This window comes from Corynebacterium jeikeium, assembly GCF_000738175.1.
Classification (GTDB): domain Bacteria; phylum Actinomycetota; class Actinomycetes; order Mycobacteriales; family Mycobacteriaceae; genus Corynebacterium; species Corynebacterium jeikeium_C.
Window position 1 is genome coordinate 15,778 of record NZ_JFCH01000050.1, and the last position, 26,890, is coordinate 42,667.

22 protein-coding genes and 1 tRNA gene are annotated in these 26,890 nt (G+C 63.0%); 12 read left to right on the forward strand and 11 right to left on the reverse strand.

Annotated elements, in window-relative coordinates:
• Positions 1–63 precede the first annotated feature (63 nt).
• Positions 64–423, forward strand: coding sequence for an FKBP-type peptidyl-prolyl cis-trans isomerase (locus JQ46_RS07925; RefSeq protein WP_034987009.1), 360 nt, complete (start codon positions 64–66; stop codon positions 421–423).
• Between the two features lie 51 nt (positions 424–474).
• Here the strand turns inward: JQ46_RS07925 and JQ46_RS11520 are convergent, their stop codons facing one another.
• From JQ46_RS11520 to JQ46_RS07935, 3 genes are read right to left on the reverse strand one after another with little or no spacing between them, the layout of a single operon-like run.
• Positions 475–738, reverse strand: coding sequence for a hypothetical protein (locus tag JQ46_RS11520; RefSeq protein ID WP_237744783.1), 264 nt, complete (start codon positions 736–738; stop codon positions 475–477).
• Positions 735–1,685: an ABC transporter permease gene (locus JQ46_RS07930; RefSeq protein ID WP_237744784.1), complete on the reverse strand. Its 951-nt coding sequence runs from the start codon at positions 1,683–1,685 to the stop codon at positions 735–737. Before JQ46_RS07930 ends, JQ46_RS11520 begins: the two co-directional genes overlap by 4 nt.
• Positions 1,682–2,563, reverse strand: a complete 882-nt coding sequence (locus JQ46_RS07935; protein ID WP_034987012.1) for an ABC transporter ATP-binding protein — start codon at positions 2,561–2,563, stop codon at positions 1,682–1,684. Before JQ46_RS07935 ends, JQ46_RS07930 begins: the two co-directional genes overlap by 4 nt.
• A 158-nt stretch (positions 2,564–2,721) precedes the next feature.
• On the opposite strand from JQ46_RS07935, the gene JQ46_RS07940 reads away from it, so the two are divergent.
• Positions 2,722–3,579, forward strand: coding sequence for an aldo/keto reductase (locus JQ46_RS07940; RefSeq protein WP_034987015.1), 858 nt, complete (start codon positions 2,722–2,724; stop codon positions 3,577–3,579).
• A 67-nt stretch (positions 3,580–3,646) separates the two neighbouring features.
• Entirely contained in the window at positions 3,647–4,441 is a 795-nt protein-coding gene (locus tag JQ46_RS07945) for an enoyl-CoA hydratase (protein ID WP_034987019.1), read from the forward strand.
• 12 nt (positions 4,442–4,453) lie between these two features.
• Here the strand turns inward: JQ46_RS07945 and JQ46_RS07950 are convergent, their stop codons facing one another.
• The gene (locus JQ46_RS07950; protein ID WP_034987022.1) at positions 4,454–5,983 is read right to left on the reverse strand and encodes a hypothetical protein; all 1,530 of its coding nucleotides are present in this window, start codon (positions 5,981–5,983) and stop codon (positions 4,454–4,456) included.
• 164 nt (positions 5,984–6,147) lie between these two features.
• Here JQ46_RS07950 and JQ46_RS07955 point away from each other — a divergent pair.
• The 4 genes from JQ46_RS07955 to glnA all read left to right on the forward strand — a co-directional run bounded on the left by JQ46_RS07955 (position 6,148) and on the right by glnA (position 9,847).
• Positions 6,148–6,220: transfer RNA gene (locus JQ46_RS07955), tRNA-Arg, on the forward strand.
• A 51-nt stretch (positions 6,221–6,271) separates the two neighbouring features.
• Positions 6,272–6,634: a hypothetical protein gene (locus JQ46_RS07960; protein ID WP_034987025.1), complete on the forward strand. Its 363-nt coding sequence runs from the start codon at positions 6,272–6,274 to the stop codon at positions 6,632–6,634.
• A 600-nt stretch (positions 6,635–7,234) separates the two neighbouring features.
• On the forward strand, positions 7,235–8,395 hold the full coding sequence (locus JQ46_RS07965; protein ID WP_034987027.1) for a tyramine oxidase subunit B: 1,161 nt from the start codon (positions 7,235–7,237) through the stop codon (positions 8,393–8,395).
• A 15-nt stretch (positions 8,396–8,410) separates the two neighbouring features.
• A complete protein-coding gene (gene glnA, locus JQ46_RS07970; protein ID WP_034987029.1) occupies positions 8,411–9,847 on the forward strand; it encodes a type I glutamate--ammonia ligase in 1,437 nt (478 codons plus the stop codon).
• 32 nt (positions 9,848–9,879) lie between these two features.
• Here the strand turns inward: glnA and JQ46_RS07975 are convergent, their stop codons facing one another.
• From JQ46_RS07975 to JQ46_RS07995, 5 genes are all read right to left on the reverse strand, one after another.
• A complete protein-coding gene (locus JQ46_RS07975; protein WP_034987031.1) occupies positions 9,880–10,569 on the reverse strand; it encodes a dihydrofolate reductase in 690 nt (229 codons plus the stop codon).
• Positions 10,570–11,391: a thymidylate synthase gene (locus JQ46_RS07980; protein ID WP_034987036.1), complete on the reverse strand. Its 822-nt coding sequence runs from the start codon at positions 11,389–11,391 to the stop codon at positions 10,570–10,572.
• A gap of 121 nt (positions 11,392–11,512) precedes the next feature.
• Positions 11,513–12,523, reverse strand: a complete 1,011-nt coding sequence (locus JQ46_RS07985) for an esterase/lipase family protein (RefSeq protein ID WP_034987039.1) — start codon at positions 12,521–12,523, stop codon at positions 11,513–11,515.
• A complete protein-coding gene (locus JQ46_RS07990) occupies positions 12,513–13,439 on the reverse strand; it encodes a lipase family alpha/beta hydrolase (protein ID WP_034987043.1) in 927 nt (308 codons plus the stop codon). The genes JQ46_RS07985 and JQ46_RS07990 overlap by 11 nt, the downstream gene beginning before the upstream one ends.
• A gap of 17 nt (positions 13,440–13,456) precedes the next feature.
• Positions 13,457–14,221: a 3'(2'),5'-bisphosphate nucleotidase CysQ gene (locus JQ46_RS07995; RefSeq protein ID WP_034987045.1), complete on the reverse strand. Its 765-nt coding sequence runs from the start codon at positions 14,219–14,221 to the stop codon at positions 13,457–13,459.
• Positions 14,222–14,255: 34 nt separating this feature from the next.
• On the opposite strand from JQ46_RS07995, the gene JQ46_RS08000 reads away from it, so the two are divergent.
• From JQ46_RS08000 to JQ46_RS08015, 4 genes are all read left to right on the forward strand, one after another.
• Positions 14,256–19,280, forward strand: a complete 5,025-nt coding sequence (locus JQ46_RS08000; RefSeq protein ID WP_034987048.1) for a DEAD/DEAH box helicase — start codon at positions 14,256–14,258, stop codon at positions 19,278–19,280.
• Positions 19,273–20,118 (forward strand): DNA-formamidopyrimidine glycosylase family protein, encoded by an 846-nt coding sequence (locus tag JQ46_RS08005; RefSeq protein WP_034987050.1) that lies wholly within the window; start codon positions 19,273–19,275, stop codon positions 20,116–20,118. Before JQ46_RS08000 ends, JQ46_RS08005 begins: the two co-directional genes overlap by 8 nt.
• Before the next feature lie 777 nt (positions 20,119–20,895).
• A complete protein-coding gene (locus JQ46_RS08010) occupies positions 20,896–21,696 on the forward strand; it encodes a hypothetical protein (RefSeq protein WP_034987053.1) in 801 nt (266 codons plus the stop codon).
• 112 nt (positions 21,697–21,808) lie between these two features.
• Entirely contained in the window at positions 21,809–22,540 is a 732-nt protein-coding gene (locus JQ46_RS08015) for a hypothetical protein (protein WP_034987056.1), read from the forward strand.
• A 360-nt stretch (positions 22,541–22,900) separates the two neighbouring features.
• Here the strand turns inward: JQ46_RS08015 and JQ46_RS08020 are convergent, their stop codons facing one another.
• Complete coding sequence (locus tag JQ46_RS08020) at positions 22,901–23,149, reverse strand: hypothetical protein (protein WP_034987059.1); 249 nt, start codon at positions 23,147–23,149, stop codon at positions 22,901–22,903.
• Between the two features lie 378 nt (positions 23,150–23,527).
• On the reverse strand, positions 23,528–25,225 hold the full coding sequence (gene pgi / locus JQ46_RS08025; RefSeq protein WP_034987062.1) for a glucose-6-phosphate isomerase: 1,698 nt from the start codon (positions 25,223–25,225) through the stop codon (positions 23,528–23,530).
• A gap of 115 nt (positions 25,226–25,340) precedes the next feature.
• Here pgi and JQ46_RS08030 point away from each other — a divergent pair, with 115 nt between their 5' ends.
• Positions 25,341–26,864, forward strand: a complete 1,524-nt coding sequence (locus JQ46_RS08030; protein WP_034987065.1) for an NAD-dependent succinate-semialdehyde dehydrogenase — start codon at positions 25,341–25,343, stop codon at positions 26,862–26,864.
• The last annotated feature ends 26 nt before the right edge of the window (positions 26,865–26,890 follow it).

Below are 26,890 nucleotides of genomic sequence, written 5' to 3' on the forward strand. Positions count from 1 at the left end.
TGTTTCGCGTTTTGCTAGGGTGGAGCTTCGAGAAGCTATCAGTTTTCAAAGGAGACTTCCCCCATGAGTAAACCGCAGATCGACCTCTCGAATGGCCCCGCACCGAAGGACCTGGTGATTGAAGACCTGGTGATCGGCGAGGGTGCAGAGGCCGTGCCGGGTGGCATGGTGGAGGTGCACTACGTGGGAGTGGACTTCGAGACTGGCGAGGAGTTCGACTCTTCCTGGGATCGGGGCGAGTCCATCGAATTCCCCCTGTCCGGCCTGATCGAGGGCTGGCAGGAGGGCATCCCGGGCATGCGCGCCGGCGGTCGCCGCAAGCTGACCATTCCCCCGGAGAAGGCGTACGGCCCGGCCGGCATGGGGCATCAACTATCTGGCCGTACGCTGGTCTTTATTATTGACCTGATCGCCGTGAACTAAGGCGCTCGATCGCCTTAAACTAGGGCGCCTGATCGCCGTGAACTTGGGCGACTAGGCGCCCTTCAGCGCCTTGGCCCAGCTCATCTTCTTGCCGTTGTTCAGGATGGAATTGCGGTAGACGCGGGCCACCAGCAGAATCACCAGAACCGTCGTGATAGCGGCAACCAGGAAGCTCAGCAGAACCTGCGGCAGGTTCATTGTGCCCGCCGCCATGTTCATCGGGGCGACCGTCAGGCTAAACGGTGGCACCCAGCCCAGAACCTGCATGAACGTCGATTCCATGTTGCTCAGGCCGAACAGTGGGGCGTAGGTCATACCAGCAGGATCGGAGCCTGGGTGGACTGCAGATCCTCCGTACGGGAAACCAGAGAGCCCGCTGCCGCGTACAGGCTGCCGAAGAACAGCATGCCGATGCAGAAGGCCAGCAGCATCAGAGCCACCACTGTGTAGTCGAAGTCCACATCCCCCAACAGCCCGGAGACGGACACTGCGACCGCACCGATGACCAGAATGATTGCGGTGCCGATGAAACCGAAGACGGTATTGCCGATGATCTTGCCAGCCAGGAAATCCATCGGGCGGGCGGAAGCCAGGATGATCTCCACCACGCGCGAGGACTTCTCCTCTGTGATGCGCCCGCCGACGTTCGCGGCGAAGAGGATGATGAAGTAGGCCATCAGCATCACGCCGACCATGGCGGTGACAATCTGCGGCCCGTTGGCCTCCATCGCGTCATCTGCCTTTAAGTCCACGGTCTCCAGCTGCACGGAGGGCGTGGCGTTGGCGAACTCTTCGGGGGAAACGCCCACCTTGTTCAGCGCTTCGGATTGCGCGTGTGCATTGATCGCAGCGCTAACGGTGCTGAGGATCGCGGGGTCGGGCTTTCCTTCCGCGAGCAATTCGTAGCCCGAATCAGTTTTCACCAGGGCTGCATCGAGGTCCTCGTCAGTCACCTTAGAGGAAGCCTCATCGCGGGAGGCCACGGTTTCCGCCTCCACGCCACCGGAACCTTCAGTCCCCTCTGAGGCACCTTCGGTGGAGGCTGGGGCGGCGTCAATAAACTCCTTCTCAATCCCCACAAGGCCGAGCTTCGGGGTTTCGTTACCGTCGTCCTTGTTGGCGAACCATGCGCCGGCAAACACGCCGATGAGCATGACGGCGATGACGACAATCAAGGAAAACATGATCGCCTTGCTGCGGGAGGCCACCTGGATCTCGCGCTTGGCGACGGTGGCGATGGTGTTCGGGGAAGAATAACTCATGATTCGACGACCTCCTGGAAGAGCTCTGCAAGGTGCGGGATACGGCGGGAGAATGAGTGGACCGGGCCGACAGCCATCGCAGCCTGCAGGATCTGCTGATCCAGGTCCGTAGTTTCGGCCTCGAGCAGCACGCCCTCGCCAAAGTCCTCTACCAAACGGGTGCCCTGGGGGTACCAGCCGCGCGCCGGAGTGCGCACCTCGTAGACGATGGGGCCGCGAGTACGCAGCTCGTCGACGGTGCCCTCGGCCTTCATGCGTCCCTTGGCGATGATGCCCACGCGGTCGCACAGGCGCTGCACCAGATCCAGCTGGTGGGAGCTGAACAGCACCGGCACGCCGGCGTTGCAGCGCTCGACAAGCAGGTCGCTCATGACGTTCACGGCTACGGGGTCCAGGCCGGAGAAAGGCTCGTCCAGGATCAGCAACTCCGGATCGTGGATCAGCGAGGCTGCCAGCTGGACGCGCTGCTGGTTACCCAGTGACAGCTCCTCCAGCTTGTCGTCCGAGCGCTCGGCTAGGCCGAGCTGTTCCAGCAGACCGTCCGCATTCTTCCCGGCGGCTTTGTCGCTCAGGCCGTGAAGGCGGGCGAAGAAGCGCAACTGGTCACCGATCTTCTCCTTCGCGTACAGGCCGCGCTCTTCCGGCATGTATCCAATACGGCGGCGCAGGTCATCGTCGATCGGCCGATCGCCCATGAGCACCTCGCCGCTGTCCGCCGCGAGCACTCCCAGTGCGATCCGCATGGTGGTGGACTTGCCGGCACCGTTGGAGCCGACGAAACCGTACATCTCACCAGGCTGTACCTGGAGCGTCATGTCGTGGAGGACGTGGTGGTCCCCGTAACTCTTATTGAGGTTGTTGATATAGAGAGCTTCCATACATCCCTTGTGGATTTTGCGTGGATCTTGTTGGTTTGAATCCTTAGTCGAAAGAGAAGGATCCCGGTTATTGTCTCACATGCGAAAGCATTAGGTCGGCGAAGAAGTTTTTAACAGCGCCGTCGCGAGAACGAGCTAAGTGGCGTACAAAAGAGGCCATGAGCGGAAAGAACAATGCAGTACCGACCATCGACATGAATGACGGCAAGACCATTCCGCAGCTGGGGCTGGGCGTGTGGCAGTTGAGCGACGAGGACACATACACATCGGTGCGCGCCGCGATCGAGACCGGTTACCGCCACATCGATACCGCCGCGATCTACGGTAATGAGGAGGCCGTCGGGCGCGCCGTAGCCGACGCGGTGAAGGCCGGGGATGTGCAGCGCGAGGAGCTGTTCATCACCACCAAGCTGTGGAACGCCGACCAGGCGCGTGGTAAGGAAGCATTCGCGGAATCTCAGAAGAAGCTGGGGATGGACTATGTGGATCTGTACCTGCTGCACTGGCCGTGCCCGCAGGCCGACAAGTTCGTGCAGGCATACGACTCTATGGCGGAGATCCAGCAGGCGGGCGGCGCGACCAGTATCGGCGTGTGCAACTTTTACCCCGAGGCGCTGGATGCCCTGAAGCAGTCGGGCCACACCCCGGCCGTGAACCAGATCGAGATCCACCCGGGCTTTAGCCAGGCCGAGCAGCGCGCTGACAACCGCGACCGCGGGATCGTCACCGAGGCATGGTCGCCGTTGGGGCAGGGGCAGAACCTGACCGACCCGACCATCGCGAAGATCGCCGCTGAGCACGGCGTGAGCGTAGCGCAGGCCATCATCCGCTGGCACATCCAGCGTGGCGACGTGGTGATCCCGCGTTCCTCCAAGGTGGAGCGCGTGCGCCAGAACTTCGACGTTTTCGGCTTTGAGCTTTCCGCCGACGAGGTCGCCGCCATCGAGGCTCTGGACGTGGAGGATGGCCGCATCGGCGGCGACCCGCTGACCTTCCACGCCGGCCTGGAGGGCTAGGGAAACTCCGCGCGGGTTACCGCGAAACACCCGCGTATGGCACCGCCCCTGCGGTACATTGCTAGCCATGAGCGCAGGGCACGTCATCACTCATCTAGAGACCGTCGGGGCAGGCAAAGCGAGCAATGCCGACGGTTCCGGCAATTCCGCCGCCCTTCAGGTCGGCGTGATCACCCTAAACCGACCGGAGAAGCGCAACGCCCTCAACGCAGCCATCGCCACCGCCGTCGCCGAGGCCGTCCGCGCCCACACTGCCGCCGGGGTGCGCGCCATTTTGATTCGCGGCGAGGGGCCTGTCTTCTGCGCCGGGGCGGACCTCTCGGGTGGTGTGTATGCCGATGATTTTTGGTCCGCCATGGAGGACATGCTCTCGGCCATCCAGACCACCCCGGTGCCGGTCATTGCGGATGTTCACGGCCCGGCGGTCGGCGCGGGCTGCCAGATCGCTTTGGCTTGCGACCTGCGCGTATTCGCCGACGAGGGTGCCTGCTGGGTACCTATCGCCGAGCACGGCTTCGCCCTGGATCTGTGGACCCACGCCCGAGCCCGCGAACTGTTGGGCGGCGCGCTGGCCCGCAACGTGTTCTTGGCGGGCGCCCGGGTAGGTGCCGAACAAGCCCAGGCAACGGGTTTTTCTGTGGTTCTTGATGACGCCACCCCCAACGCCACCGCCCTCGCGCATCGGGTGGCGCGCCAGGCTCCGCTGTCCATGGAACATTCAAAGCGCGTGTTCAACAGTCCCGACATGCACGCGGATGCGGAGCTGCAGCAGATGATGGTGGACGTCTGGGCCAGCGAGGACGTGCAGGAGGCGCGCCGGGCTCGTGCCGAGAAACGCGAGCCGCAGTTCAGAGGTCGCTAAATCCCAGCCGTTCTAGTCGCGCCCTTCCACCGACCAGGTATGCACCGGCTGGCCAGTGGCCTGGTGGGCAATGTAGCGCTGCATCATGGTGGCCAGCGCCTCTGTGCGCTCCGCGGAATCCGGTTCGCTGTTCGGAGCCAGCCGGTTCAAGGTATCCAGCTGCCAGGTTGCACCGTTTTGTCCGCTGCGGGCGCGGCCTTCGATGATCCCCAGGTATGTGTCGATCAGTTCGGAATCCACGTCCAGCAAGCCCAACCCCTCGCGTGCTTGGTCGAGTAGGTGCTCGGTAATCAACTCTCGGACCGGCACAGTTCCTACACGTGGCCAGCGCATGCTGGCGCGCAGCCCTTCGCGGGCGCCGGTGAGGAAGTTACTGTGGGCGTCCTCAAAAGAAAGCCGCGACCATACGGGGCGATTTTGCGTGCCCAAGAATTTGACGAGCCCGTAGTAGAAGGCGGCGTCCGCGACGATGTCGGCGGTGGTGGGGCCGGCGGGTAGCAGGCGGTTTTCGACGCGGATGTGGGAGAGCTCCAGGTTCGGGTCATAGATCGGGCGGTTCCAGCGCCAGATCGTGCCGTTGTGCAGGTTCATGTAGTGCAGGCCGGGGCTGTCACCGGACATGATGGGCGTGCCGGCCTCCAGGCGATCCTCCGGTAGGAGAGGGGAGAAGTAGCGTCCGTTTTCCTCGAAGAGGTCGAACACGCTGGTGATCCACCGTTCGCCGAACCACACGCGCGGGCGCACGCCCTGGTTGACGAGCTCCGCCGTGCGTGTGTCGATGGCCTGCTCGAAGACGGGGATGCGCGATTCGTGCCAGAGCTTATGGCCGACGAACAGTGGGGAGTTGGCGCTGAGCGCCGCCTGTACGCCCGCGATGGCCTGGGAGGCGTTCCAGGCGTTGGCGAAGAGGTTCGGCGCGACCTGCAGGTGCAGCTGCATAGATGTGCAGGCGGATTCCGGGGCGATGTCCTCGAAGTCGTGGCTATAGGAGTCGACGGTGCCGAGTACCCGGCCGGGTAGGGCGCCTTCGAGTTCGATGCGGACCAGCTCGCCGCGGGATTCGAGGATGGCGTTGTTGAGAGCCTTGTAGCGGTTCTCGTCGGTGATCCAGGCAGGATCGCTGAGGAAGTCGGTGGTCAGGGTCGGAAGGGTGCCGATCATGACGGCGTGGGAGCCGAGTTCTTTGGCGGCTTTCTGCACCGCGCGGAGGCGCTCGTCGAGGCCTTCTTGTAGCTGTTCCAACCCGCGGCCGGTGATGGCCAGCGGGGGATGGTTCATCTCCACGTTGAAGGAGCCGATCTCGGACTGGTATTCGCCCGGGTGGGTTTCTTCCAGCTTCTCCAGAACGCCGACGTTGCAGCGCTTGGGCTGCATGTCGTCGCCGACGAGGTTCATCTCTAGCTCCAGGCCGATGGTGCCCTGGTTGATGAACTCTGCGCTCTGCAGGTGCTTGTCGAAGACCTCCAGCTCGGCGTTGAGACGCTCGCGGAAGCGGGTGCGTTGTTTCGGTGTGTAGGTATCTTTAGATACTGCTTCGCCCATGCTTCCTAATCGTAGCCTCGTGGCGGGTGCGGTGTGGGGGTTCTTTGGTACGGACGCCCACACGTTTCGGTGCGCTGGGGGACTGGGGTGCGGTGACCAAAAGGGCTGGTTAACGGGGAGCGTTCGTGGGCTTGTATTATGTACCTCGCACGGCTCGTGCAATTGCCCTAGTAGCTCAGTGGATAGAGCACGGCTCTCCTAAAGCCGGTGTCGGAGGTTCGATTCCTCTCTGGGGCGCTTTTGTTTTGCCTCCCTAAGGGGTGTGGAATTTAGTTAAGCTCGGTGAGTATGAATCTGAAAGGGTTTCAGTTAGACACCTTCCTAGCTCTAGTGATGGCCCTCGGGTCGGCGGCGTTCCTCGCGTTGGGGCGCATGCTCTTCGGCGCCCTTGGGTGGTACATCTTCGTGACTATCCCCCTTTCGTTTGTGTTCGCCGGCGGGCTCTACGTTCTTTGGAAGATTCCAGTGCGTATTGACGTGGAGGATTCTTCGGGGGTGTCGCACAAGGTGTTCGGCTGGCGAGAGTCTTGGGCTTTCATTATCGTCAGCGCGTTCTTGGTTCTAACAGGCTTTTTCTGGTGGATTTCACCGATGTCGAAGAAGACACGAAATCTATGTTCACGGTGCTTGTCGGGCGCCGAGCGAAACTAATATCTGAAGTGCTTTGTCTGCTCAGTTTTGTGGGTGCGATCGTGTCTTACATTGTGGCGCTAGTTGTAGCGATAAAGGGGCGGAAAACGTCTGAGGGCTAACTGTGACGGCTTTGTGGCATGACATTGATTGACTCTCGCACCTCATATCGTCCGACCGCTCGCGCTGTGGAACCAAGTCGTCACACGGAACACTTGACCATCCGCAGCGTGGATCCCACCAATCCTGCGCAGCTGCGCCGCGCGGGCGCGGGGCTCGATAGGCCGCGTCCGCTGGTGTTCCATCAGTCGGAAGTGGCTACCGCGGCCGCGTAGTCAACTGATTTCTCTGGCCAAATACCCATATGGGGGTAGGAAGCTAGGCGAATTATTTGCTTAATTATTTATGTGAAGCCCAGGGGGTTTGCCAGACTCATAGGTCTGCGTGACCGTATTGAAAACTTTTTTTCATTAAAATATTCGCGCAGGTTTGTATCGTTGAAGATGTATCGATTTCCGAAAACCGGAGCGTACAGCGCTTGCGGCTAGCACCCAGCGCATTTTTTGATCGAGAAAATTTCAGATACAACTAATCGAGATTCTTCGAGGAGAGATTTCGCCGATGACTCAGTCCACCGGCTCCACCGACACCAGCATCAACTTCCTGTGGCTTTCCGAGCCCGACATGATTGAAGCGGGGGTGACGGACTCTGCTCGCTGTGTCGACGTCATGGAAGAAACCCTGATCCTTCTGGATAAGGGCGACTACCGCATGGCCGGCGCTTCCGGAAACTCCCACGGCGCCCAGGTCAACTTCCCCGACAACCCCGAGCACGAGGGCATGCCCGCCAACGGCCCCGACCGTCGCTTCATGGCTATGCCCGCCTACCTTGGCGGCCGGTTCAAGGGTGCCGGCGTGAAGTGGTACGGCTCCAACGCGGAGAACCGCGCCAACGGCCTGCCGCGCTCCATCCACGTGTTCGTCCTCAACGATGCCGTCACCGGCGCTCCGAAGGCCATCATGTCGGCCAACCTGCTGTCCGCGTACCGCACTGGTGCGGTTCCGGCTGTGGGCGTCAAGCACCTCGCCGTAGAGAACGCAGAGACCGTAGGAATCATCGGACCGGGCGTCATGTCCCGCACCATCCTGGCCTCCTCCATCACCCAGCGCCCCAGCATCAAGACCGTGAAGATCAAGGGGCGCAGCGCCGGTTCCACCGAAAAGGCAGCACAGTGGATCCGCGACCGCTTCGAGGACCTGGACGTACAGGTCGTCGACAGCGAGCAGGAGGCCATCGAGGGCAGCGACATCCTAATCGCCGGCACCTCCACCTCCCCGGACGGCCCGCAGGCCTTCCCGTACTTCAAGCGCGAGTGGCTCAAGCCCGGCGCGCTGGTGCTGTGCCCCGCAGCGGCCCGCTTCGATGACGACTTCATCAAGTCCGAAGAATCCAACCTGGTGCTGGACTACGACGGCCTGTACAAGGAATGGTTCCAGGAAAACGGCCCGGACGTCACCTACGAGCGCCTGCTGGGAATCCCCGGCAACCGCTGGTGGGACATGGTCGAGGAAGGCACCCTGCCGAAGGAGAAGCTGCACAACATCGGTGCCATCGCTGCGGGTAAGGCTCCGGGCCGCGAGAACGACGAGCAGATCTTCTTCTACTCCATCGGCGGCATGCCCGTCGAGGACGTTTCCTGGGCTACCGAGGTGTATGAAAACGCCCTGGAGAAGGGCATCGGCACCAAACTGAATCTCTGGGATACCCCGGAGCTGACCTAGGAGCCTGAACGAACCATGGAGTTCAAAAACATCGACCAGGTCATCGACTTCATTAAGTCGGAAAGCATTCGCTACCTGGACATTCGATTTACCAACATGTTCGGCCTGGAACATGGGCTGACTGTCCCGGCACGCGAGCTAACCCCCAAGGCGGCGGAGGACGGCTTCGCCTTCGACGGCTCCTCCATCCCCGGCTTCTCCACCGTGGATAAGTCGGACATGGCGCTGATTCCGGACCCGACGACTGCCTACGTGGATCCGTTCCGCGATCACCCCACGCTGAACATGCAGTTCTTCGTGCAGGATCCGTTGACCCGCCAGCCGTACCGCCGCGACCCGCGCACCATTGCGCGCAAGGCGGAAAACTACCTTAAGGAAACTGGTGTGGCGGACACCTGCTCGATCGGTGCGGAGGCGGAGTTCTACGTCTTCGATTCCGTCCAATACGCCTCCGACACCAACATGTCCTTCCACCGCGTGGATTCGGACGAGGGGTGGTGGCGCTCCGGCGAGGAGACGATGATGGACGGCTCGCCGAATCGCGGTAACCAGATTCGCATCAACGACGGCTACTTCCCGGTCGCCCCGTACGACAAGACCATCCCGGTGCGCGACGATATTGCGTACAACCTGGAGAAGGTCGGCTTCGAGATCGAGCGCTTCCACCACGAGGTCGCCACCGGCGGCATCCAGGAAGTTAACTATCGCTTCGATACCCTGCTGGCCGCCGCAGACGACCTGCAGACTTTCAAGTACGTGGTGAAGAACACCGCCGAGCAGCACCGCAAGACCGCCACCTTCATGCCGAAGCCGCTGGCCGGCGATGGTGGTTGCGGCATGCACGCCCACCAGTCGCTGTGGAAGGACGGCAAGCCGCTGTTCTACGACGAAACGGGCTATGCGGGCCTGTCCGACATGGCACGTTATTACATCGGTGGTCTGTTGCACCACGCCCCGGCGGTGCTCGCCTTTACGAACCCCACCGTTAACTCTTATCGACGCCTATATTCCGGCTTCGAGGCACCCGTCAACTTGGCCTATTCGCAGTCCAACCGCTCGGCGGCCATCCGCATTCCGCTGACCGGTGATAGCCCTGCGGCCAAGCGTATTGAGTTCCGTGCGCCGGATCCGTCCTCGAACCCCTACCTGGGTTTCGCAGCCCAGCTGATGGCGGGGCTGGACGGCATTCTGAACCGCATCGAGCCGGGTGAGCCGACGGATAAGGACCTCTACGAGTTGCCGCCTGAGGAGGCGAAGAAGGTACCGAAGGTGCCGCACTCGCTGGAGGCCGCCCTTTCGGCCATGGAGGAAGACCACGAGTTCCTGACCGCCGGGGGAGTTTTCGACGAGGACTTCCTGCAGGCCTATGTGCGCCTGAAGTACGAGCTGGAGATCCAGCCGCTGCGCCAGGGACCAAGCCCGAAGGAGTTCGAACTGTACTACAGCGTTTAACTAGCTGCGCGCTACGGCGCGGAGCTAGTTAATTAGCGCCGCGTCCAGGTGCAGAAGCGGTAACGCAGGGGCCGCTCGGGATCGACTTCTTGGTCGACCGGGTGGCCCTTTAGCGATTCCTGCCACTCCTCGGCGTGCTCTTCAAATTCTTCGGTGGGGATCAGAGGTGCGTACACCTGGAAGCGCTCGGGGGCCTCCATGTCGATCTCCGTGATGACGATGCGATCGGCCACAGGCATGCACTGTGCGTACACCTGACCGCCACCCAGGACCCACACGGTGGGAGTGCGCTCGTCTGCGGCGCTGTCTTTCAACTCGTTGAGGATCTGCTCCGCGGCGTTGGCCAGCGCGCTGGGGATCGAAGGCTCGATGATGCCACCGGGGGCGTCATAATCATCCTGCCGAGTGATCACATAGTTCGTGCGCCCCGGCAGCGGGCGGAATCCATCGTCGAGTGCTTCCCAGGAGGTGCGCCCCATGACGACGGGGTAGCCGGTGGTGGCGTTCTTGAAGTGCTTCAGGTCCTCCGGCAGATACCAGGGCATGTCCGCTCCATCGCCGATCACGCCGGCGGTGGTTTGGGCCCAGATCATGCCGATCTCCACCTGATCACGGGAGATCCCCTTGGCCTCCAGGGCATAGCTGACCGCAGCGGCGGTGAGCTCCGGGTAGTCGCCCGGCTCGTAGCCGGTGGGGCGATGGGGTTGGTTGTTGGAAGTCATTTATACGGCCACCTTCGCCTTGATCACCGGATGTGGGTCGTAGCCGGTGAACTCGATATCGGAAAAGTTGTAAGAAAACATGTCCGCAGCCTTGTTCAACTGCAGCTGCGGGTAGGGGCGGGGATCGCGGGAAAGCTGCAGCTTAACCTGCTCCACGTGGTTGTCGTAGATGTGGCAATCACCGCCGGTCCAGATGAACTCGCCGACCTCCAGGCCCGCCTGCTGGGCAAACATGTGGGTCAGCAGCGAGTAGCTGGCGATGTTAAACGGCACACCCAGGAACATGTCCGCGCTGCGCTGGTACAGCTGGCAGCTCAGCTTGCCGTCGGCCACGTACAGCTGGAACAGCAGGTGGCATGGCGGCAGGGCCATGTTGTCCAGTTCTGATACGTTCCAGGCACTGACGATATTGCGGCGCGAGTCCGGGTTAGTCCGCAAAGTCTCCAACGCGCCGGCGATCTGGTCGATGTGCTGACCGTTCGGGGTCGGCCAGCTGCGCCACTGCACGCCGTAGACCGGGCCCAGGTCACCGTTCTCGTCGGCCCATTCGTTCCAGATGCGAATGCCGTTTTCCTGCAGCCAACGCACGTTGGAATCGCCGCGGAGAAACCACAGCAGTTCACCCACCACGGACTTCACGTGTACCGACTTGGTGGTGATCAACGGGAAGCCTGCGGAGAGGTCATAGCGGATCTGACGGCCAAAAAGGCTGGTGGTGCCGGTTCCCGTGCGGTCGCCCTTAGGGGTGCCGGTCTCGAGGATCTCTCGCAGAAGATCCTCGTATGGGGTGGGGATGGAACTCGGCTGCTGCTGGGGTGCCACTGCTCGCCGCCTTCCTTTCAAGCTTTTAGGTCCTTAGGTTCAAAAGTCCCACACAGTCTACGTCGGCAACCAAGCGGTGGCACCTGCGGGGCTGGCAAGCCTGGCTATGGACAAGCCGAGACTAGGAACCGGCAGTGGATCCGCCAGCGGATCCGCGCGCCGGGTTAGAGCAGTGCTCGGTGGCCGGCGTGTGGTCGCCCGCCTCGCGGGTCAGACCCCACAGGATCAGCCCGATAGTTGGATCGTGCTTGGGCAAGGCAGCGTGCGCCGGCGGAATGGGGAGCTTGCAGGCAGCGCCTACCTCCACGTTCGCTACGTCCGCGCCGTCGACCGGCTCCAGCATGGAGGTCTTATTCGGCGTGGCGGTGGTATCGGCAGCGGAGTAGAGGTTGGTGTACTGCACGCGCTTGTCGGTATCCGGCAGCTGGTTCAGGCGATCGATCAGTTCTGAGCCGACTAGCTGCTGCACGCCTGCCTTGCCCGCAGCGGACTCTGCAAGCTTCGGGTTCCGCTCGACGATTGGGCGCAGCATCTTATCCATACCGGCCAGCGTGGTGCCGTGGTAGGTCGGGGCCACACCAACCGCACGGCCGACCTTCTCGCCACCGCCGTTCTCCGCGATGTACTTCTTCAAGTGCAACCCACCCTGGGAGTGCCCCACCAGGTCGACCTTCTCCGCGCCTGTCACGGACAGGATGTAGTCGATGGTCGAAGCGATCTCCTTGGCGGAATCGTCGATGTCCACCATGGCGTAGCGCCCCAGCAGGTTTGGTTTGCCGTCCGTGGGCTTGCCGTAGTTGAAGGCCCACGTGCAGAAACCCTCCTTGGATAGAGCATTGGCGGCCTTCTGCCAGCGCGTGGAGTTATCGGATGTGCCGTGGATGAAGACGACGGGGTTCGGGTGCTCCGGGGATGGCACACAGGTGGGGTTGTTCACAGGGGCCTTGGCCACATGGTTGCCTTCTAAACCGGCGGGGACTGCGGCGTCCGAAATAGCGCTAGAAACATCGCCATCAGCAGCTAGGGCAGAAGGGGTGAAGGAAGAGAGGGTAGAGAGGGAAACGCTCAGCGCTGCAGCGCCGGCGAGGATGGGGCGGCGAGCCCGCCCCTTAGCGAGAGTTTTAGCTTTCATGGAAGAAACGATAGCCCAACTTCCAACGCTGTCCGCCATTACATCCAGAATGCACAGGCGTGTGATCCCCCTGCTCGCGCGTCAAACCCCACTCGATGAGGCCAATGATGTGCTCGTTTTCCGGCAGCGACGCATGCCCCGGCGGAAGTAGCAGCCCGCAGACCTCGCCGACTTCCGCCTCGGCCACGTCCGCCCCACCGATGGATTCCAGCTGAGACGTGGAGTTCGGCGTGGCTGTCAGATCCTTCGAGGTGAAGATATTCGTGTACATCACGTTCGGGTGGGTATCCGGCAGCTCGTTGAGCCGACTAATGAACTCCGAGCTTTTCAGCTGCTGAATCGCCGCCTTACCCGCCACCAGATCCGCGAACTCCGGGTTGCGGTCCACCAGGTTCTGCAGGATCGAGGACATCCCAGCTATCGTCGTGCCGTGATACGTCGCGGCCACACCCACCGCGCGGCGAACCGTATCCTGCCCGCCGTGTTCCGCAATGTACTTCTTGATGTGCAGCCCACCCTGGGAGTGCCCCACCAGATCCACCTTGCTGGCGCCGGTGACTTCCAGGATGTAATCAATCGTCGCCGCGATCTCCAGGGCGGATTCGTTGATGTCGTTCACGGCAAACACGCCCGGGATCGCCGGGCGGCCTTCCTCCGGCTGGCCGTAGTTAAAAGCCCACACAGAGTAACCCTGGGCGGCGAAATATGTTGCGGCTTTCTGCCAGCGAAAAGTGTTATCCGTTGTGCCGTGGATAAACACCAGGGGGCAGGGGTGCTCCTCCGTAAGCTCCTTCCGCGGATTATTGGCGGGCGCGCCGATAACGTAGCGCCCCTGCAGCGTGGCGGGAATGTCCGCATCCGGCTCTAGCTGCGCGCGGGAGGCCGGACGGGGCGTCAAGAAGGAAAAAGGAAGCATGCAGTGCTAGGTGCAGACTACAGAGAGTAAGCGCCGTGCTTGTCGTGGAACTTCGCGGCGGAGGCTAGGATCTCGTCGGCCATGTCGGGGCGGGAGATCACCAGGTCCGGCAGGTACGGCGACTCGCAGTTGTAGCACAGGTCGGTGCCATCCAGGCGGGAGGTGTGCAGGCCAGCGGCCTGGGCAATGCCGACCGGGGCGGCGTTATCCCACTCGTACTGGCCACCGGCGTGGACGTAGACATCGTTATCGCCCAGGATCACGGAGACGGCTTTAGCTCCGCAGGATCCCATGGTCACCAGCTCCATACCCAGATCCTCGGCGATGAACTCGGCGATCGCCGGGGTGGTGTTTTGGCTGATCACCAGGCGGTTCGTGCGTGCTCCCGCGACTGCGCGGACTTCCGAACTGCTGAACACGCGACCCAGATCTGGCATGCCCACGGCGGCCTCGACGATCTTGCGGTTTTCCACCAGCGCGATGTGCACGGCCCAGTCCTGGCGGCCACCGGCGTACTCCCGGGTTCCATCGAGCGGGTCGATGATCCACACGCGCGAGTTGTCCAGGCGTGCAAGGTCGTCCTCGGCCTCTTCGGAGAGCATTGCATCGTTCGGGCGGTGTTGTATGAGGGAGCGGGCGATCCAGTCCTGCGCCAGCGCGTCGCCGGCCTTGCCCAGCTCGGTGCCGCGGAGCAGACCTACGTTCCTTACGCCTTTGAGGATCTCTCCGGTGCCCTGCGCGAGTCTCTGGGCCAGCGTCGCATCATTGAGTTCAGCCGTCATAGTTCATACTTTAGCGGTCTGTTTAAATGGTCACATGGCTGATGACCCGCTGGATTCCTTTTATGCCCCCGTTGCAGCGTGGTTCCGAGACGTTTTCGCCGAGCCGACGATTGTGCAAACGCAGGCGTGGCGGGCTATCTCCGCAGGTCAGAATGCTTTAGTGGTGGCGCCGACGGGGTCGGGTAAAACCCTGGCGGCTTTTTTATGGTCGCTGTCACGACTTTCTGGGGGATCTTTTTTTAATGACGCCCCCACGCCGGAAAAGTCCAGTCCCACCAAGGTGCTGTACATCTCCCCGCTGAAAGCACTGGGCGTGGACGTCAGCCGAAATCTGGCGGCTCCGCTGGCTGGCATTGCCCGGGTGGCTGACGCGATGGGGGAGACTGCCGCCCCGGTGCGAGTGGGCGTGCGCAGCGGGGACACCCCGCAGTCGGAGCGATCCAAGCTGTTGCGCAACCCGCCGGAGATTCTGGTGACCACGCCCGAGTCGCTGTACCTGATGCTGACCAGCAAGGCGGCAGCCACGCTGGCGAATGTGGACACCGTGATCGTGGACGAGGTGCACGCAGTGGCCGGCACGAAGCGCGGCACGCACCTGGCGCTGTCGCTGGAGAGGTTGGAGATGCTGACGGGTCAGGCGGTGCAGCGCATCGGCCTGTCGGCGACGGTGAACCCCGTGGATAAGGTCGCCAGCTTTTTGGGAGGCGATCGCCCGGTGACGGTGGTGAACCCCGAGCAGCCGAAGTCTTGGGATGTGCAGGTGACCAGCGTGGTGGAGGACTTCCAGGATCCTCCATCGACAGAAGACGTCGCGTTGGCGGAGTATGAGGTTGCGGATTCGGAGGGGGCGTCAGAAAAAGAAACAGAAGAACCGATAGACGAGGCACTGCTCGGCCCTAGCCTCATCGGCGAAGGGGTGGGCGGCAGCACCCAAGCCGGGTCGGGCGCGCGCGTGGCGAGCGGGGTGGATAAGGAATCTGCACTGCCGCAGCAGAAGAGCGTGTGGCCGCACGTACAACGCGCGATCTACCGGCAGGTGATGGAGAACCGCTCGACGCTGGTGTTCGTGAATTCCCGGCGCGCGGCGGAGAGGCTGACCGGGGCGTTGAACGAGGAATGGGCTAAGGAGCACGATCCCGACGCACTGGCCGCCCCGACCAGGCGCGACCCGGCGCAGCTGATGGCGCAGTCCGACGCTGTGCAGGGGATGGACGGGGCGGGTGTCGCGCGGGCGCACCACGGATCGGTTTCCAAGGACGAGCGCGCTGATATTGAGGCGGCGCTGAAGTCCGGCGAGCTGCGCTGCGTGGTGGCGACGAGCTCCCTAGAGCTGGGTATCGACATGGGGCTGGTGGATCATGTGGTGCAGGTCGGGGCGCCGCCGTCGGTGGCTTCGGCGGTGCAGCGGTGTGGCCGCGCCGGGCACACCGTGGGCGCGACCAGCCGCGCGACGATCTACCCGCTGCATAAGCAGGACGCCGAGGCCGCGGTGGTTGTGGTGGATCGGCTGCTGAAGGGGGAGTTAGAGCCGCTGCAGGTGGTGCATAATGCGCTGGACGTGCTGGCGCAGCAAACGGTGGCGGCGAGCGTGCAGGCTAGCGCGGGTTTGCTGGACGTCGAGGAGTGGTGGCGCGTCGTTCGCCGCGCGCATCCCTATGCCACGCTGCCGCGCGAGGCCTTCGACGGCGTGATCGAGATGATCAGCGGCCGCTACCCATCCACCGACTTCGCGGATCTGAAGGCTCGCGCGATCTACGACCCCATGGCCGGCACCCTGGAGGCCCGGCCCGGAGCGCAACGCCTGGCCGTGACCAGCGGCGGAACCATCCCGGACCGCGGCATGTTCGGAGTGTTCCTGGCCGCCGGGGAAAACGACGGCGCGCGGCGAGTCGGTGAACTGGACGAGGAGATGGTCTACGAGTCTCGCGTCGGCGACGTATTCACCCTGGGCGCGAGCAGCTGGCGCATCCTGGAAATCAATCGTGACCAGGTGATTGTTGCGCCCGCCGCCGGCCACACCGGTCGTCTGCCGTTCTGGGTGGGCGACGCTGCAGGCCGCCCTGTGGAACTCGGCCAGGCCATCGGCGAGCATCGCCGTACTTGGGGCTCTGGCACGTTGGCGGACATTCGCTCGGCCGATTTTTTGGACGCCCACACTCGCACCAACCTGGATGCCTACTACCAGGAGCAAAAGGAAACCGCCGGGATCATCCCGGATGAGAGAACCGTGCTGATCGAGCGCTTCCGCGATGACATCGGCGACTGGCGCGTGGTGGTGCACACTCCCTTCGGCCGCGGGGTGAATGCGCCCTGGGCGCTGGCGCTGGGGGCGGAGCTGAACCGCCGGACGGGGATTGATGCGATGGCCGTGGCCGGAGACGACGGCATGGTGCTGCGTTTGCCGTATTCGGACGAGCCGCCGGGGATGGAGCTGCTGCTGGGGGAGGGGTACAGCGGTGCAGAGCGGGCGGAAGCGACACTGGGGGATGTGATGGAGGAGGTCGGCTCCTCCGCGTTGTTTGCGGCTCGCTTCCGCGAGTGCGCCGCCCGGGCTCTGCTGCTACCGCGCCGCAACCCAGGCAAGCGCCAGCCGCTGTGGCAGCAACGCCAGCGTGCCGCCCAGCTGCTGGATGTTGCCCGGGATCATCCGGAGTTTCCGGTGATGGTGGAGACCATGCGTGAGTGCGTGCACGACGTCTACAACCTGGACTTTCTGAAAGCCCTGGTGGCGAATCTGGGGCAGCGGGGCGTGCGCTTGGCAGAGGTCACCACGGAGGCCCCGAGCGCGTTTGCCGAATCGCTGCTTTTCACCTACACCAGCGCGTTCATGTACGAGGGCGATTCTGCCGAGCGCGCCGCCGCCCTGGCCGTGGATCCCGCGTTGCTGGCAAAGGTGCTGGGCACCCGGGAGGAGGGCATGGCCCTGGACCCGGCTGCGGTCCGCCGGGTGGTGGACGCCGCCCAGTGGCTGGCCGAGGGGCGACAGGCTACGAGCGTGGAGCAAGCCGTGGATATGCTGCGCGCCCTCGGGCCGCTGAGCCTGGACGGCGTGCGCGAGCGCATCGAACCCTGGGCTGGGACGGTGGAGGATAGTCTCGCGCAGCTGCGGGAGTTGGTTCCCACGCGCCTGCTGGAGGTGCACTTCGGCGGGCAGTTGAAACTCGGCGCGGTCGAGGACATGCCCCTGCTGCGCGACGGCCTGGGCGTGCCCGTGCCGCCCGGTGTGGCCATTGCCGCCGAACAGGTGGATCAGGTGGACAATGCCATCGACCAACTGTTGCTGCGGTGGATGAAGAACCGCGGGCCCACGACCGCCGCCGAGGCCGCCGCTGAGTTCGGCCTGGGGCGCGCGACCGCCGACGCGCTGTTGGCTCGCTGGGCTGAGGGGACGCAGGGCTCACAGGGCACGCGCAGCAAGGGCAACCAGCGCCGCTTGAGTGCGGGGCACTTTGTCTACCTTGGTGATTCTTTCAGCGGGCCTGATGGTCCTAGCGACACTGGTGGCGCCCCTGCACCCACCAGCGCGGATGCGCAGGAGGAGATCCAGTACGTGGACACGGGGATGCTCCGCCGCCTCCGGTCGGCAACCCTCGCCGCCGCGCGAGGATCGCTGGAGCCAGTGACCCAGCAAACCTACGCACAGTTCCTAGCCGACTGGCACGGCCTGGGCCAGATGCAGCGTGAGGAACTTGCCAGCGCCCTGGAACAACTCGCCGGGGTGCCGATCCCCGCCAGCGCGTGGGAAACCCTGGTGCTGCCCGCGCGCATCCCGGACTATCAGCCAGGCGACCTGGACGAGTTGCTCAGTACCGGCGAGGTGCTCGCGGTCGGTGCCGGGCAGGCCGGTGCCAAGGATGCCTGGGTGAGTTTCATACCCGCGGGCATGGCCGAGTACCTGCTGGAAGGCGGGGAGGGGCTGGAGCGTGGCGTCCATAAAGAAACAGCGACCACCTTGGGCATGGTTGCCACACAGATCCTCGAGCACCTGCAGCATGGTGGCGCGTTTCTGGCGGCCGAGCTGCAGACGGCGACGGGAGCGGAGCACGCGGAGGTCGATGCGGCGCTGTGGGAGCTCTTCGATGCCGGTTTGGTTTCACCCGATAGTTTCGCAGCCTTGCGGGCACGGCTGGCAGAGGCCGGCACCACGGGCAAGCAGGCTCACCGCGCGCCCAGGCGAAACCGGGGGCGCGGGTCGGCGCGCCGGGTGCGGATGGGGCGCAGCGGATTTGCGCGAGCAGCGCGGTTGACGCTGAACGCGCACTCCTCGGTGCCGGGGCGCTGGTCGGCGGTGTACGGCACTGGGGTTGGTGTTGCAGGGGAGCTAGAAGCCCCTGCCGACGCCGCGGAGCTGGCCCTGGTGCGCTCCGAAGCTTGGATCGACCGCTACGCCGTGGTCACCCGTGGGGCGGTCGTAGCGGAAAAAGCCGCCGGTGGCTTCGCCGAGGCGTATCGGACGCTGAGTGCCTGGGAGGATTCCGGCGAAGTATTGCGCGGCTACATCGTCGAAGGCCTGGGCGGGGCGCAGTTCGCCCCACGGGATGTAATTTCCCAGCTCCGGCGGGCGCAGGACGGGCGCGAAAACGGGCTCGGCGGTGCCAGGTCGGGTGCTGGCGTTGGCACTGGCGCAGGCGAACTGGCCACATCCCACAATGCGCCTCAGCTGCTTTCCGTGCTGGACCCCGCGAACCCGTTCGGCTCCACGCTGCCCTGGCCGGAGGTCTCACACTCGGCTGCAGAAGGTATGGCACCCACGCGCACCGCCGGTGCGATGATCGTCATTGCCACTGGTCGTGCCGAGGCGTATGTCTCTCGCGGTGGTAAGAACGTGGTTCTTTTTGCTCGGCCCGTTTTTGGTGACGCCACGTCTGCCGAACTCGGCGCCCCAGCCCAGCAGATCGATTTAGTGGTCAGGACACTCAAGGAAGCTATCCGCGCCGGACGGTTGAGCCCCGTGACCATCGAGAAAGTCAACGGTTCCTCAGTGATGGACATCTCCACGACAGATTGGGTGGCCGCCGGCGCACGCCTGACTCCGAAGGGGCTGAGCATCCGTGCCTGAGGGTGACTCCGTACTCCAGCTTTCCAACCGCCTGCAATGGATGACGGGCCGGACGGTGCGTCATACCGACATTCGGGTGCCCCGCTTTGCCACGGAGAGCTTCAACGGCGAAGAAGTCAGACGAGTGTGGCCCTACGGCAAGCACCTATTCATGCACATTGGCGACCGGGTGATCCACACGCACCTGAAGATGGAGGGAGTGTGGGCGATCCACCGCGCGGGGCAGCGTTGGCGCAGACCTGGCTATAGCGCACGCATCGTGCTGCGCTTTAGCCCCCAGCACGTCGGCGGCAAGGAGATCGAGATCGTGGGGCACGACCTCGGTTTCGTGCGGGTGTTCAAGTTCGCGGACTACCCGCAGGTTATCGCGCACCTGGGGCCGGACATCCTGGCAGAAGATTGGGAGTCTGGCGGCAGGGAAGAAGTCATTGCGCGGATCATGCAACGGCCGGAAAGAACATTGGGCGCCGCGCTGCTGGACCAGAAAAACGTAGCTGGGATTGGCAACGAATACCGCGCCGAGGTGATGTTCCTAGTGGGAATGCACCCGGAGGTGAAGGTGAGGCAGGTGGGAGAAGTGGGCGTCACAAGAACAATAGACCTGGCGCGAAGAGTGATGTGGGACAACCGCGTTGAGCCGCACCGCGTCTTCACCGGCGACCGACGGGCCGGGCAGGGAAACTGGGTGTTTGGGCGTGCGGGCAAGGCGTGCCGGCGGTGCGGGGCGGCGATTCAGCAGGCGACGCTGGGAGGACGCTGGGCTGGCGGGGATCCGGATTTGGATTCGGCGGAATTGGAGCGGATCATCTGGTGGTGCCCGAGCTGCCAGGAGCGTTGAGATTCTTGCTGAGGCAGGTTAAAAGCTGGACAGCGGCGGGGCGGGGAGCTTGCGGGTGAGTTCACCGGGCGGCTCGCTAGTGAGCTCGCTGGCGAGACGGTTAAAGCTAGCGCCCATGACTCCCCTGAACGGGGGTGGTTTATGTTCGTGGCGCGAGGAAAAGTGCAGGTCGCGAGAGTTTACCTAAAGTTCACGTAGACCTGGTTCGTGCATGTTAGAAATGGGCGACTTTCTACACATTTTGTCAGCAAAAGAGTCGGCTATTCTTATTTTCTAAGGGTGGGAATGTTCGGGTGAAGTGACCGTTGAGTCTTCCAGGGTTTTTCAGTGGTCGGGGCAAGGGTTACCTAAGTAGGTGGTCTGGGGCTGGTTGCAGGAGGGTGAATTCTGTTTCGACGGTGGTTGCGTGATCCTTTAAGGGTTGACTAAGGATCCTTTGGTGAACTGCGGCTTAATTGTTGGTGAACCCTGGGTTGAATCCGGTGCATGGTGACACAAAACTGTCGAACAATTCCTTGCTTTGAGGGTCTAGAGTTAAATTCCGTCACTCAGAGCCTGGGTGTACCGCGGCTCTCGCAATTCGTCGCGCAGCACCCGGGAGAGGGCACCCCTAAGACCGGATTCAAACCCAAAGTCACCTGGCCGAAATCTCGCAGAACCCTTGGGCTGGCGGCGCACATTCTCGCAGCATCACCAACGCGCCCTAGTCCGCGTGAGCCGGAAGACATCCAGCTCGTGCACCTTTTCGGCCAGTGGCGTGCAAGAGGAGCACAAAACATGAAGAACCTGTGGAAGAACGGCGCAAGCGCAGCTGCTGCGGCCGTCATCGTTGCGGCAGCCGTCGCATCTCCCGCATCCGCCATCACCAAGGAAGAGCACTACCCGGAGACCCCGAAGCTCAACCCGACCCTGCCGATCGTCAACACCACCCACGGTAGCGACCACATCAAGGCCAACATCCTGAACCCGCACCCGGTATGCAACTCCGGTGAGGACTACCGCACCGTCGTCTACAAGGTCGACGACAAGTTCACCCCGGCTGGCACCATCTCTGCCACCAACCAGTCGAAGAACACCATCCCGCTGACGCAGGAGCTGTCCAAGACTCAGACCATCTCCATCAGCATCAAGGGCGATCGCACGGAGACCACCAGCGTCAACCTGGGCGGCGAAGGCTCTGCCAAGGATGCCAAGGGCAGCGTTGGCATCGCCTACGAGCTGGCAAAGACCATCGGCGCGGAGGCCTCCTACTCCCTGAGCTGGAATGTTGGCCAGACCGTCGGCCCGTACGACGTCCCGGCCGGCCACACCGGCGAGGCCACCTACGGCTTCCGCACCATCAACATGACCGGCACCCAGCAGTTCTGCAAGGCCAACGGCACCTGGTCCACCCCGACCCCGTGGTCCGCGCTGACCCCGATCAAGAACCAGGTCAACGTGAAGCTGTACGGCAACCCGGCTGATTCCGCTGTCCCGGCAAAGCCGGAGGACGCTGAGAAGCCGGCCGACAAGCCGGCTGACAAGCCCGCCGAGAAGCCGGCTGACGAAGCAAAGCCGGCTGAGAACGCCGAGGCATAAACCCCCTTTCTCGCAGAATATCCAGCAGGTTCGAAGGGGCTGAAGCACCTCTATCTAGCTTTCGCAGGCTATGTCCCCTTCACCCGCCCCTACCAAGTAAGGAACCCCTCACATGAAGAAGAACGCAGCTTCCCTGACCCTCGCTGCTGCCATTGGCGTGACCACCGCCTTCGCGGGCGCTGGCAACGCTTTCGCTGATGAAGTTGTTGACCCTGGCTTCAACCAGGACGTTGCTGTCGCTGAGAACGCGGACGCCTCTGACGCTTCCGCTGACGAGGCTGACGAAGCTCCGGCTGCCGAGGACGAAAAGCCGTCCACTGACGAAGCCGAGAAGCCCGCTAAGGACGAGGCTGAGAAGTCCGGCGAGAAGTACGACCTGAAACCGGAGATCCGCGTCGCTGCTGGCAAGTCCGCTGGCTTCGCAGGCCTGGTCTCCATCTCTGCCAAGAACGTTGGCTCCGAGATCTACTACCAGGACTTCCCGGCCACCACTTTCCGCATTGACGTGCACACTGAGAAGGGGCCGAAGGGTGTTGACCGCCTGATCACCCCGGGCTGGTTTAACGGTGCATACACCCGTGACCTGGGCTTCGACAAGGAAAAGTCCGTCCGCAGCTTCGAGGTCACCCTCTCCAACCCGGTCAACCCGGGCGAGTCTAAGCTGCTGGCGAACCTGAACTTCGGCGATGGCAAGACCAAGCTGGGGCGCCTGGAGAACTACATCACCGTAACCCAGACCGGTCGCCTGGAGGAGGACAAGTCCACCTCTAACGACCAGAACGTCGACTCCCGTGAGGTCACCACCACCGACGTTATGCACAAGCCGACCAAGGGCCTGTTCTAGTCTGATCGCTGAACGGATCCCTGCTCTGAACGGCTAACTCCGTTTAAACGCACTAAGGCTCCCCGCATCAGCGGGGAGCCTTAGTTTCGTTATCTAGAATTCGCTCGGCCAAAGACAAAATGTCGGAAATGTTGCATTTCTTTTTTATCGACGCCACCTGTTCCGCCTCCAAATCCTCCTGACCAGCCCTTATATGTAGGTGGAAATAGTTTGCAAGAACGTTTTGCAAGTTTTCCGACATTTGCCTTACGGAAGTGCAACGTTTCCGACATTCTAGGGCCGGACGAGCCGGGGCCGGGGCAGGCCGGACGAGCCGGGGCAGGGGCGGGCCGGACGAGCCGGGGATAGAGGCAGTCTGGCCTAACCGAGGCCGGGGTTCAGGCGAACCCAAATCCCGTACAGCAGAACGGCTGGAAGAACTATGGGAGAAGCTAGAAAGACGGGTGCCATCCTCAGGGAGCCTGTAATGGGGTTGTACGGTTCGGGATTGGCAGCCTGCGCCACCTGCGCAGTCTGCGGCGTGGTTGCCTCCGCCTGGGCCGGCGCAGCTACGCCTGCGGAGATCGATGCCGCTGCGATGCCTACTGCCAGGGGCTTGCGAATCTTCATGGGGAGTGTTCCTTTCTGGAGAATTCGTGCAGTCAAAAACCAGCTATGGGGGAAGCGGGTTTCGTAAGTGAAATCGATCACCGGGCCCCAGCGTTAGCCTTCGGGGCGGATTTAGGCGCGATTGGCGCTGGATCGACGCTGCGACTGACAGCTTTCGGTGAAAGTTCGGGCGCAAATGTCGTTAGAACGGGAATACGTCGGGCGGTTTTTAAATCGTAGGGCGCGCGAAACTCTCTGACCAGGCATTATGCATAGATGAAAATGTGTTTAAATAACGTATTCTCGTTCTAGCGACATTTGCTCAGAAACCGGCGCCCGCTCGCCTCGACAGCAGCTAGCCTCGGCGCCCTCCCCAGCGTTAGCTTTCGGCGTGAACCGCTAGCCCCGGTGCTGGCGGTAGTAGGCGATGAGGTCGTCGGTGGAGGAGTCACCGGCGTCACTACGCTCAGCGCCAGTAACCGCAGGCAACAGCGCGTTTGCCTGCTTCTTGCCGAGCTCCACACCCCACTGGTCAAAGCTGTTGATGCCCCAGATCACGCCTTGAACGAAGACAATGTGCTCGTACAGTGCGATCAGCGCACCTAGCGTCTTCGGGGTCAGCTTGTTGGCCAGGATGGTGGTGGTCGGGCGGTTACCGGGCATCACCTTGTGCTGGATCAGCTCGGGGGCCACACCCTCCTCCTTCAACTCTTCGGCGTTCTTGCCGAAGGCCAGCACGCGGGTCTGGGCGAAGAAGTTGGACATCAACATGTCGTGCATGCTGGTGGTTCCATCGGTGGCAACGGCATCGTCATGCGGGTTGACGAAGCCAATGAAGTCAGCCGGCACCAGGTGCGTGCCCTGGTGCAGCAGCTGGAAGAAGGCGTGCTGACCGTTGGTGCCGGGCTCGCCCCAGTAGATCTCGCCGGATGGAACCTCCACCGGGCTGCCGTCCAGCTGCACGGACTTTCCGTTGGATTCCATCGTCAGCTGCTGCAGGTAGGCGGGGAAGCGCGCCATGTCCTCGGAATACGGCAGCACCGCGTGCGACTGCGCACCCAGGAAGTCGGTATACCACACGCCCAGCATGCCCATCAGCACCGGAATGTTCATTTCCAGCGGCTCGGTGCGGAAGTGGTCGTCTACCTCGTGGAAGCCTTCCAGGAAGCGCATGAAGTCCTGCGGTCCAATGGCGGCCATCAGCGACAGGCCAATGGCGGAGTCTACAGAGTAGCGGCCGCCTACCCAGTCCCAGAACTCGAACATGTTCTTCGTGTCGATGCCGAATTCCTGCACCTTCTCTGCGGCGGTGGAGACGGCCACGAAGTGCTTGGCGGTGATGTCGCGGATGGCGTCCTCCCCCTCGACGTCCACGCCCTCATCGGCGAGGTTGCGCAGCAGCCAGCGGCGCGCGGCGTGGGCGTTGGCTAGAGTCTCCGAGGTGGTGAAGGTCTTGGAGGCGATGACGAAAAGGGTGGATTCGGGATCCAGCCCGTCGAGGGTGCCGGCCACGTCCGCCGGGTCGATGTTGGAGATGAAGTGCGGCGTAATGCCGGCCGTCATGTAGGGGCGCAGCGCCTGTGCGGCCATTGCCGGCCCCAGGTCGGAGCCGCCAATGCCGATGTTTACTACGTGCTTGATGGTGTGCCCGGTCACGCCCTGCCAGGAGCCGGAGCGGAGCGCCTTGGCGAAGTCGCGCATGCGGCCCAGCACTGCGTGCACGTCGGCGGCCACGTCCTGCGTCTCGTCGGCTCCGACTGGGATGCTGAACTCCCGGTCGACCGGAATACGCAGCGCGGTGTGCAGGACGGCACGGTCCTCGGTGGTGTTGATGTGCTCGCCGTCGAACATGGCGCTGCGGTAGTCCTCCAGGCCACGGGCGCGCGCCAGGTCCAGCAGCAGGCGCAGTCCGCGCTCGTCGATGAGGTTTTTCGACAGGTCTACGTGCAGCGGGCCTATGTTGTAGGTCATGTCGCTGGAACGTCCCGGCTGTTCGGTGAAGAGCTCTCGCAGTTGGGTGCCGCGCGTTGCGTCGGCATATTCGGTGAGCTTCTTCCATTCCCGTGTCTTATGTGCGGCTTCGCGTTGTTGTGGCATAGGCACAGCTGGGCTCCTTTCGTCGCTGTAATTATCACTTTCCACGGTAGTGGAAAAGGTGCAGGCTCGTGGCGGTCTGCAAGCCTGCTTCCGAAAGACGCGTATATGTGGGTGTATGACTTCACTCAACATTCCTTCTGAATTCAGCACTACTCTTCAGGCCGCGGGGCTTTCCTTCGAGGTGCCCACGGGGTTGTTCTTAGGTGGGGCCTGGCGCGCCGGGTCTGCCGGTGAAACTATTTCGGTTATTGACGCCGCCACGGGGAAGCCCTTCGCGGATGTCGCCGCGGCGACAGAGGATGATGCGCGGGAGGCCATGGATAAGGCCGTGGAGGTTCAGGCGGACTGGGCCGAATCCACCCCGCGGGAGCGTTCCGAGCTTCTGCGTCGGCTGTTCGACCTGGTGCACGAGCACGCGGATCAGCTGGCGGCTCTGCAGTCCCTGGAGCTGGGGCGCGCGCTGCCGGATTCCAAGGGTGAGGTGACCTACGCCGCCGAGTATCTGCGCTGGTTCAGCGAGCGGGCAGCGGCTATCGCTGGCGAGTATCGCGTGGCTCCGGCGGGTACTGGGCGCATCGTGACCACGCACCGTCCGGTGGGGCCGGTGCTGGCGATCACGCCGTGGAATTTCCCGCTGGCGATGGTGACCCGCAAGCTGGCGCCAGCGCTGGCGGCGGGCTGCACCGTGATTGCCAAGCCGGCGCAGCTGACCCCGCTGACGATGCTTTACTTCGCGGAGCTGGGGCGCATCGCGGGCATTCCAGATGGTGTGTTCCAGGTGCTGCCGACGTCTTCGGCACGCCGCGTGTCGGCCCTGTTGGACGATGATCGTCTGCGCAAGCTGACTTTCACCGGTTCCACGGAGGTCGGGCAGGCGCTGGCTGCCACTGCGGCGCAGAAGACGATCCGCACTTCGCTGGAGCTCGGCGGTAACGCGCCTTTCGTTGTGTTGGAGCACGCTGACGTGGACAAGGCCGTGGAGCAGGCCATTGCGGCGAAGATGCGTGGAGCAGGCCAGGTATGTGTGGCCGCGAACCGCTTCATTGTTCACGAGTCACTGGCCGAGGAGTTCGAGGCTGGGCTGGTGCAGAAGATGAGCGAGTTCGTGATGGGGCCGGGCACCGACCCGAAGACGACCATGGGGCCGCTGGTTAGCCAGGAGCAGCGCGATGGAGTGCGCGACATGGTGGCCAAGGCCGTCGAGGAGGGTGCGCACGTCGCCCTCGGCGGTAACGAGGCCTTGGAGAAGCTGGGGGAGACGCACCCCGACCTGGATCCGAATGGTTTTTGGTATCCCGCCACGGTGCTTGCGGGCGTGACGCCACAGTTTGAGATCGCTAACCAGGAGATCTTCGGCCCCGTTGCGGCCGTGCAGCGCGTCTCCAGCGATGAGGAAGCCCTGAAGGTCGCCAACGACACCATCTTCGGCCTGGCTGGCTATGTGATAGGCGAGGATATGAAGAAGACTCTGCGTTTCGCCGAGCGCATGGAGGCCGGCATGGTCGGCGTGAACCGTGGCGCGCTATCGGATGCATCGGCTCCGTTCGGCGGCGTGAAGCAGTCCGGCCTGGGCCGCGAAGGTGGCTTCGAGGGAATCGAGGAGTACCTCGACACCGTATACCTGGCGCTCGACGTCTAGGTTCCGGCTAGGGTCAGGCTCGGTTA

Coding starts and splice junctions, on each gene's coding strand:
- JQ46_RS07925 (WP_034987009.1), top strand. CDS start 64: ATGAGTAAACCGCAGATCGACCTCTCGAATGGCCCCGCACCGAAGGAC.
- JQ46_RS11520 (WP_237744783.1), bottom strand. CDS start 738: ATGACCTACGCCCCACTGTTCGGCCTGAGCAACATGGAATCGACGTTC.
- JQ46_RS07930 (WP_237744784.1), bottom strand. CDS start 1,685: ATGAGTTATTCTTCCCCGAACACCATCGCCACCGTCGCCAAGCGCGAG.
- JQ46_RS07935 (WP_034987012.1), bottom strand. CDS start 2,563: ATGGAAGCTCTCTATATCAACAACCTCAATAAGAGTTACGGGGACCAC.
- JQ46_RS07940 (WP_034987015.1), top strand. CDS start 2,722: ATGAGCGGAAAGAACAATGCAGTACCGACCATCGACATGAATGACGGC.
- JQ46_RS07945 (WP_034987019.1), top strand. CDS start 3,647: ATGAGCGCAGGGCACGTCATCACTCATCTAGAGACCGTCGGGGCAGGC.
- JQ46_RS07950 (WP_034987022.1), bottom strand. CDS start 5,983: ATGGGCGAAGCAGTATCTAAAGATACCTACACACCGAAACAACGCACC.
- JQ46_RS07960 (WP_034987025.1), top strand. CDS start 6,272: ATGAATCTGAAAGGGTTTCAGTTAGACACCTTCCTAGCTCTAGTGATG.
- JQ46_RS07965 (WP_034987027.1), top strand. CDS start 7,235: ATGACTCAGTCCACCGGCTCCACCGACACCAGCATCAACTTCCTGTGG.
- glnA (WP_034987029.1), top strand. CDS start 8,411: ATGGAGTTCAAAAACATCGACCAGGTCATCGACTTCATTAAGTCGGAA.
- JQ46_RS07975 (WP_034987031.1), bottom strand. CDS start 10,569: ATGACTTCCAACAACCAACCCCATCGCCCCACCGGCTACGAGCCGGGC.
- JQ46_RS07985 (WP_034987039.1), bottom strand. CDS start 12,523: ATGAAAGCTAAAACTCTCGCTAAGGGGCGGGCTCGCCGCCCCATCCTC.
- JQ46_RS07990 (WP_034987043.1), bottom strand. CDS start 13,439: ATGCTTCCTTTTTCCTTCTTGACGCCCCGTCCGGCCTCCCGCGCGCAG.
- JQ46_RS07995 (WP_034987045.1), bottom strand. CDS start 14,221: ATGACGGCTGAACTCAATGATGCGACGCTGGCCCAGAGACTCGCGCAG.
- JQ46_RS08000 (WP_034987048.1), top strand. CDS start 14,256: ATGGCTGATGACCCGCTGGATTCCTTTTATGCCCCCGTTGCAGCGTGG.
- JQ46_RS08010 (WP_034987053.1), top strand. CDS start 20,896: ATGAAGAACCTGTGGAAGAACGGCGCAAGCGCAGCTGCTGCGGCCGTC.
- JQ46_RS08015 (WP_034987056.1), top strand. CDS start 21,809: ATGAAGAAGAACGCAGCTTCCCTGACCCTCGCTGCTGCCATTGGCGTG.
- JQ46_RS08020 (WP_034987059.1), bottom strand. CDS start 23,149: ATGAAGATTCGCAAGCCCCTGGCAGTAGGCATCGCAGCGGCATCGATC.
- pgi (WP_034987062.1), bottom strand. CDS start 25,225: ATGCCACAACAACGCGAAGCCGCACATAAGACACGGGAATGGAAGAAG.
- JQ46_RS08030 (WP_034987065.1), top strand. CDS start 25,341: ATGACTTCACTCAACATTCCTTCTGAATTCAGCACTACTCTTCAGGCC.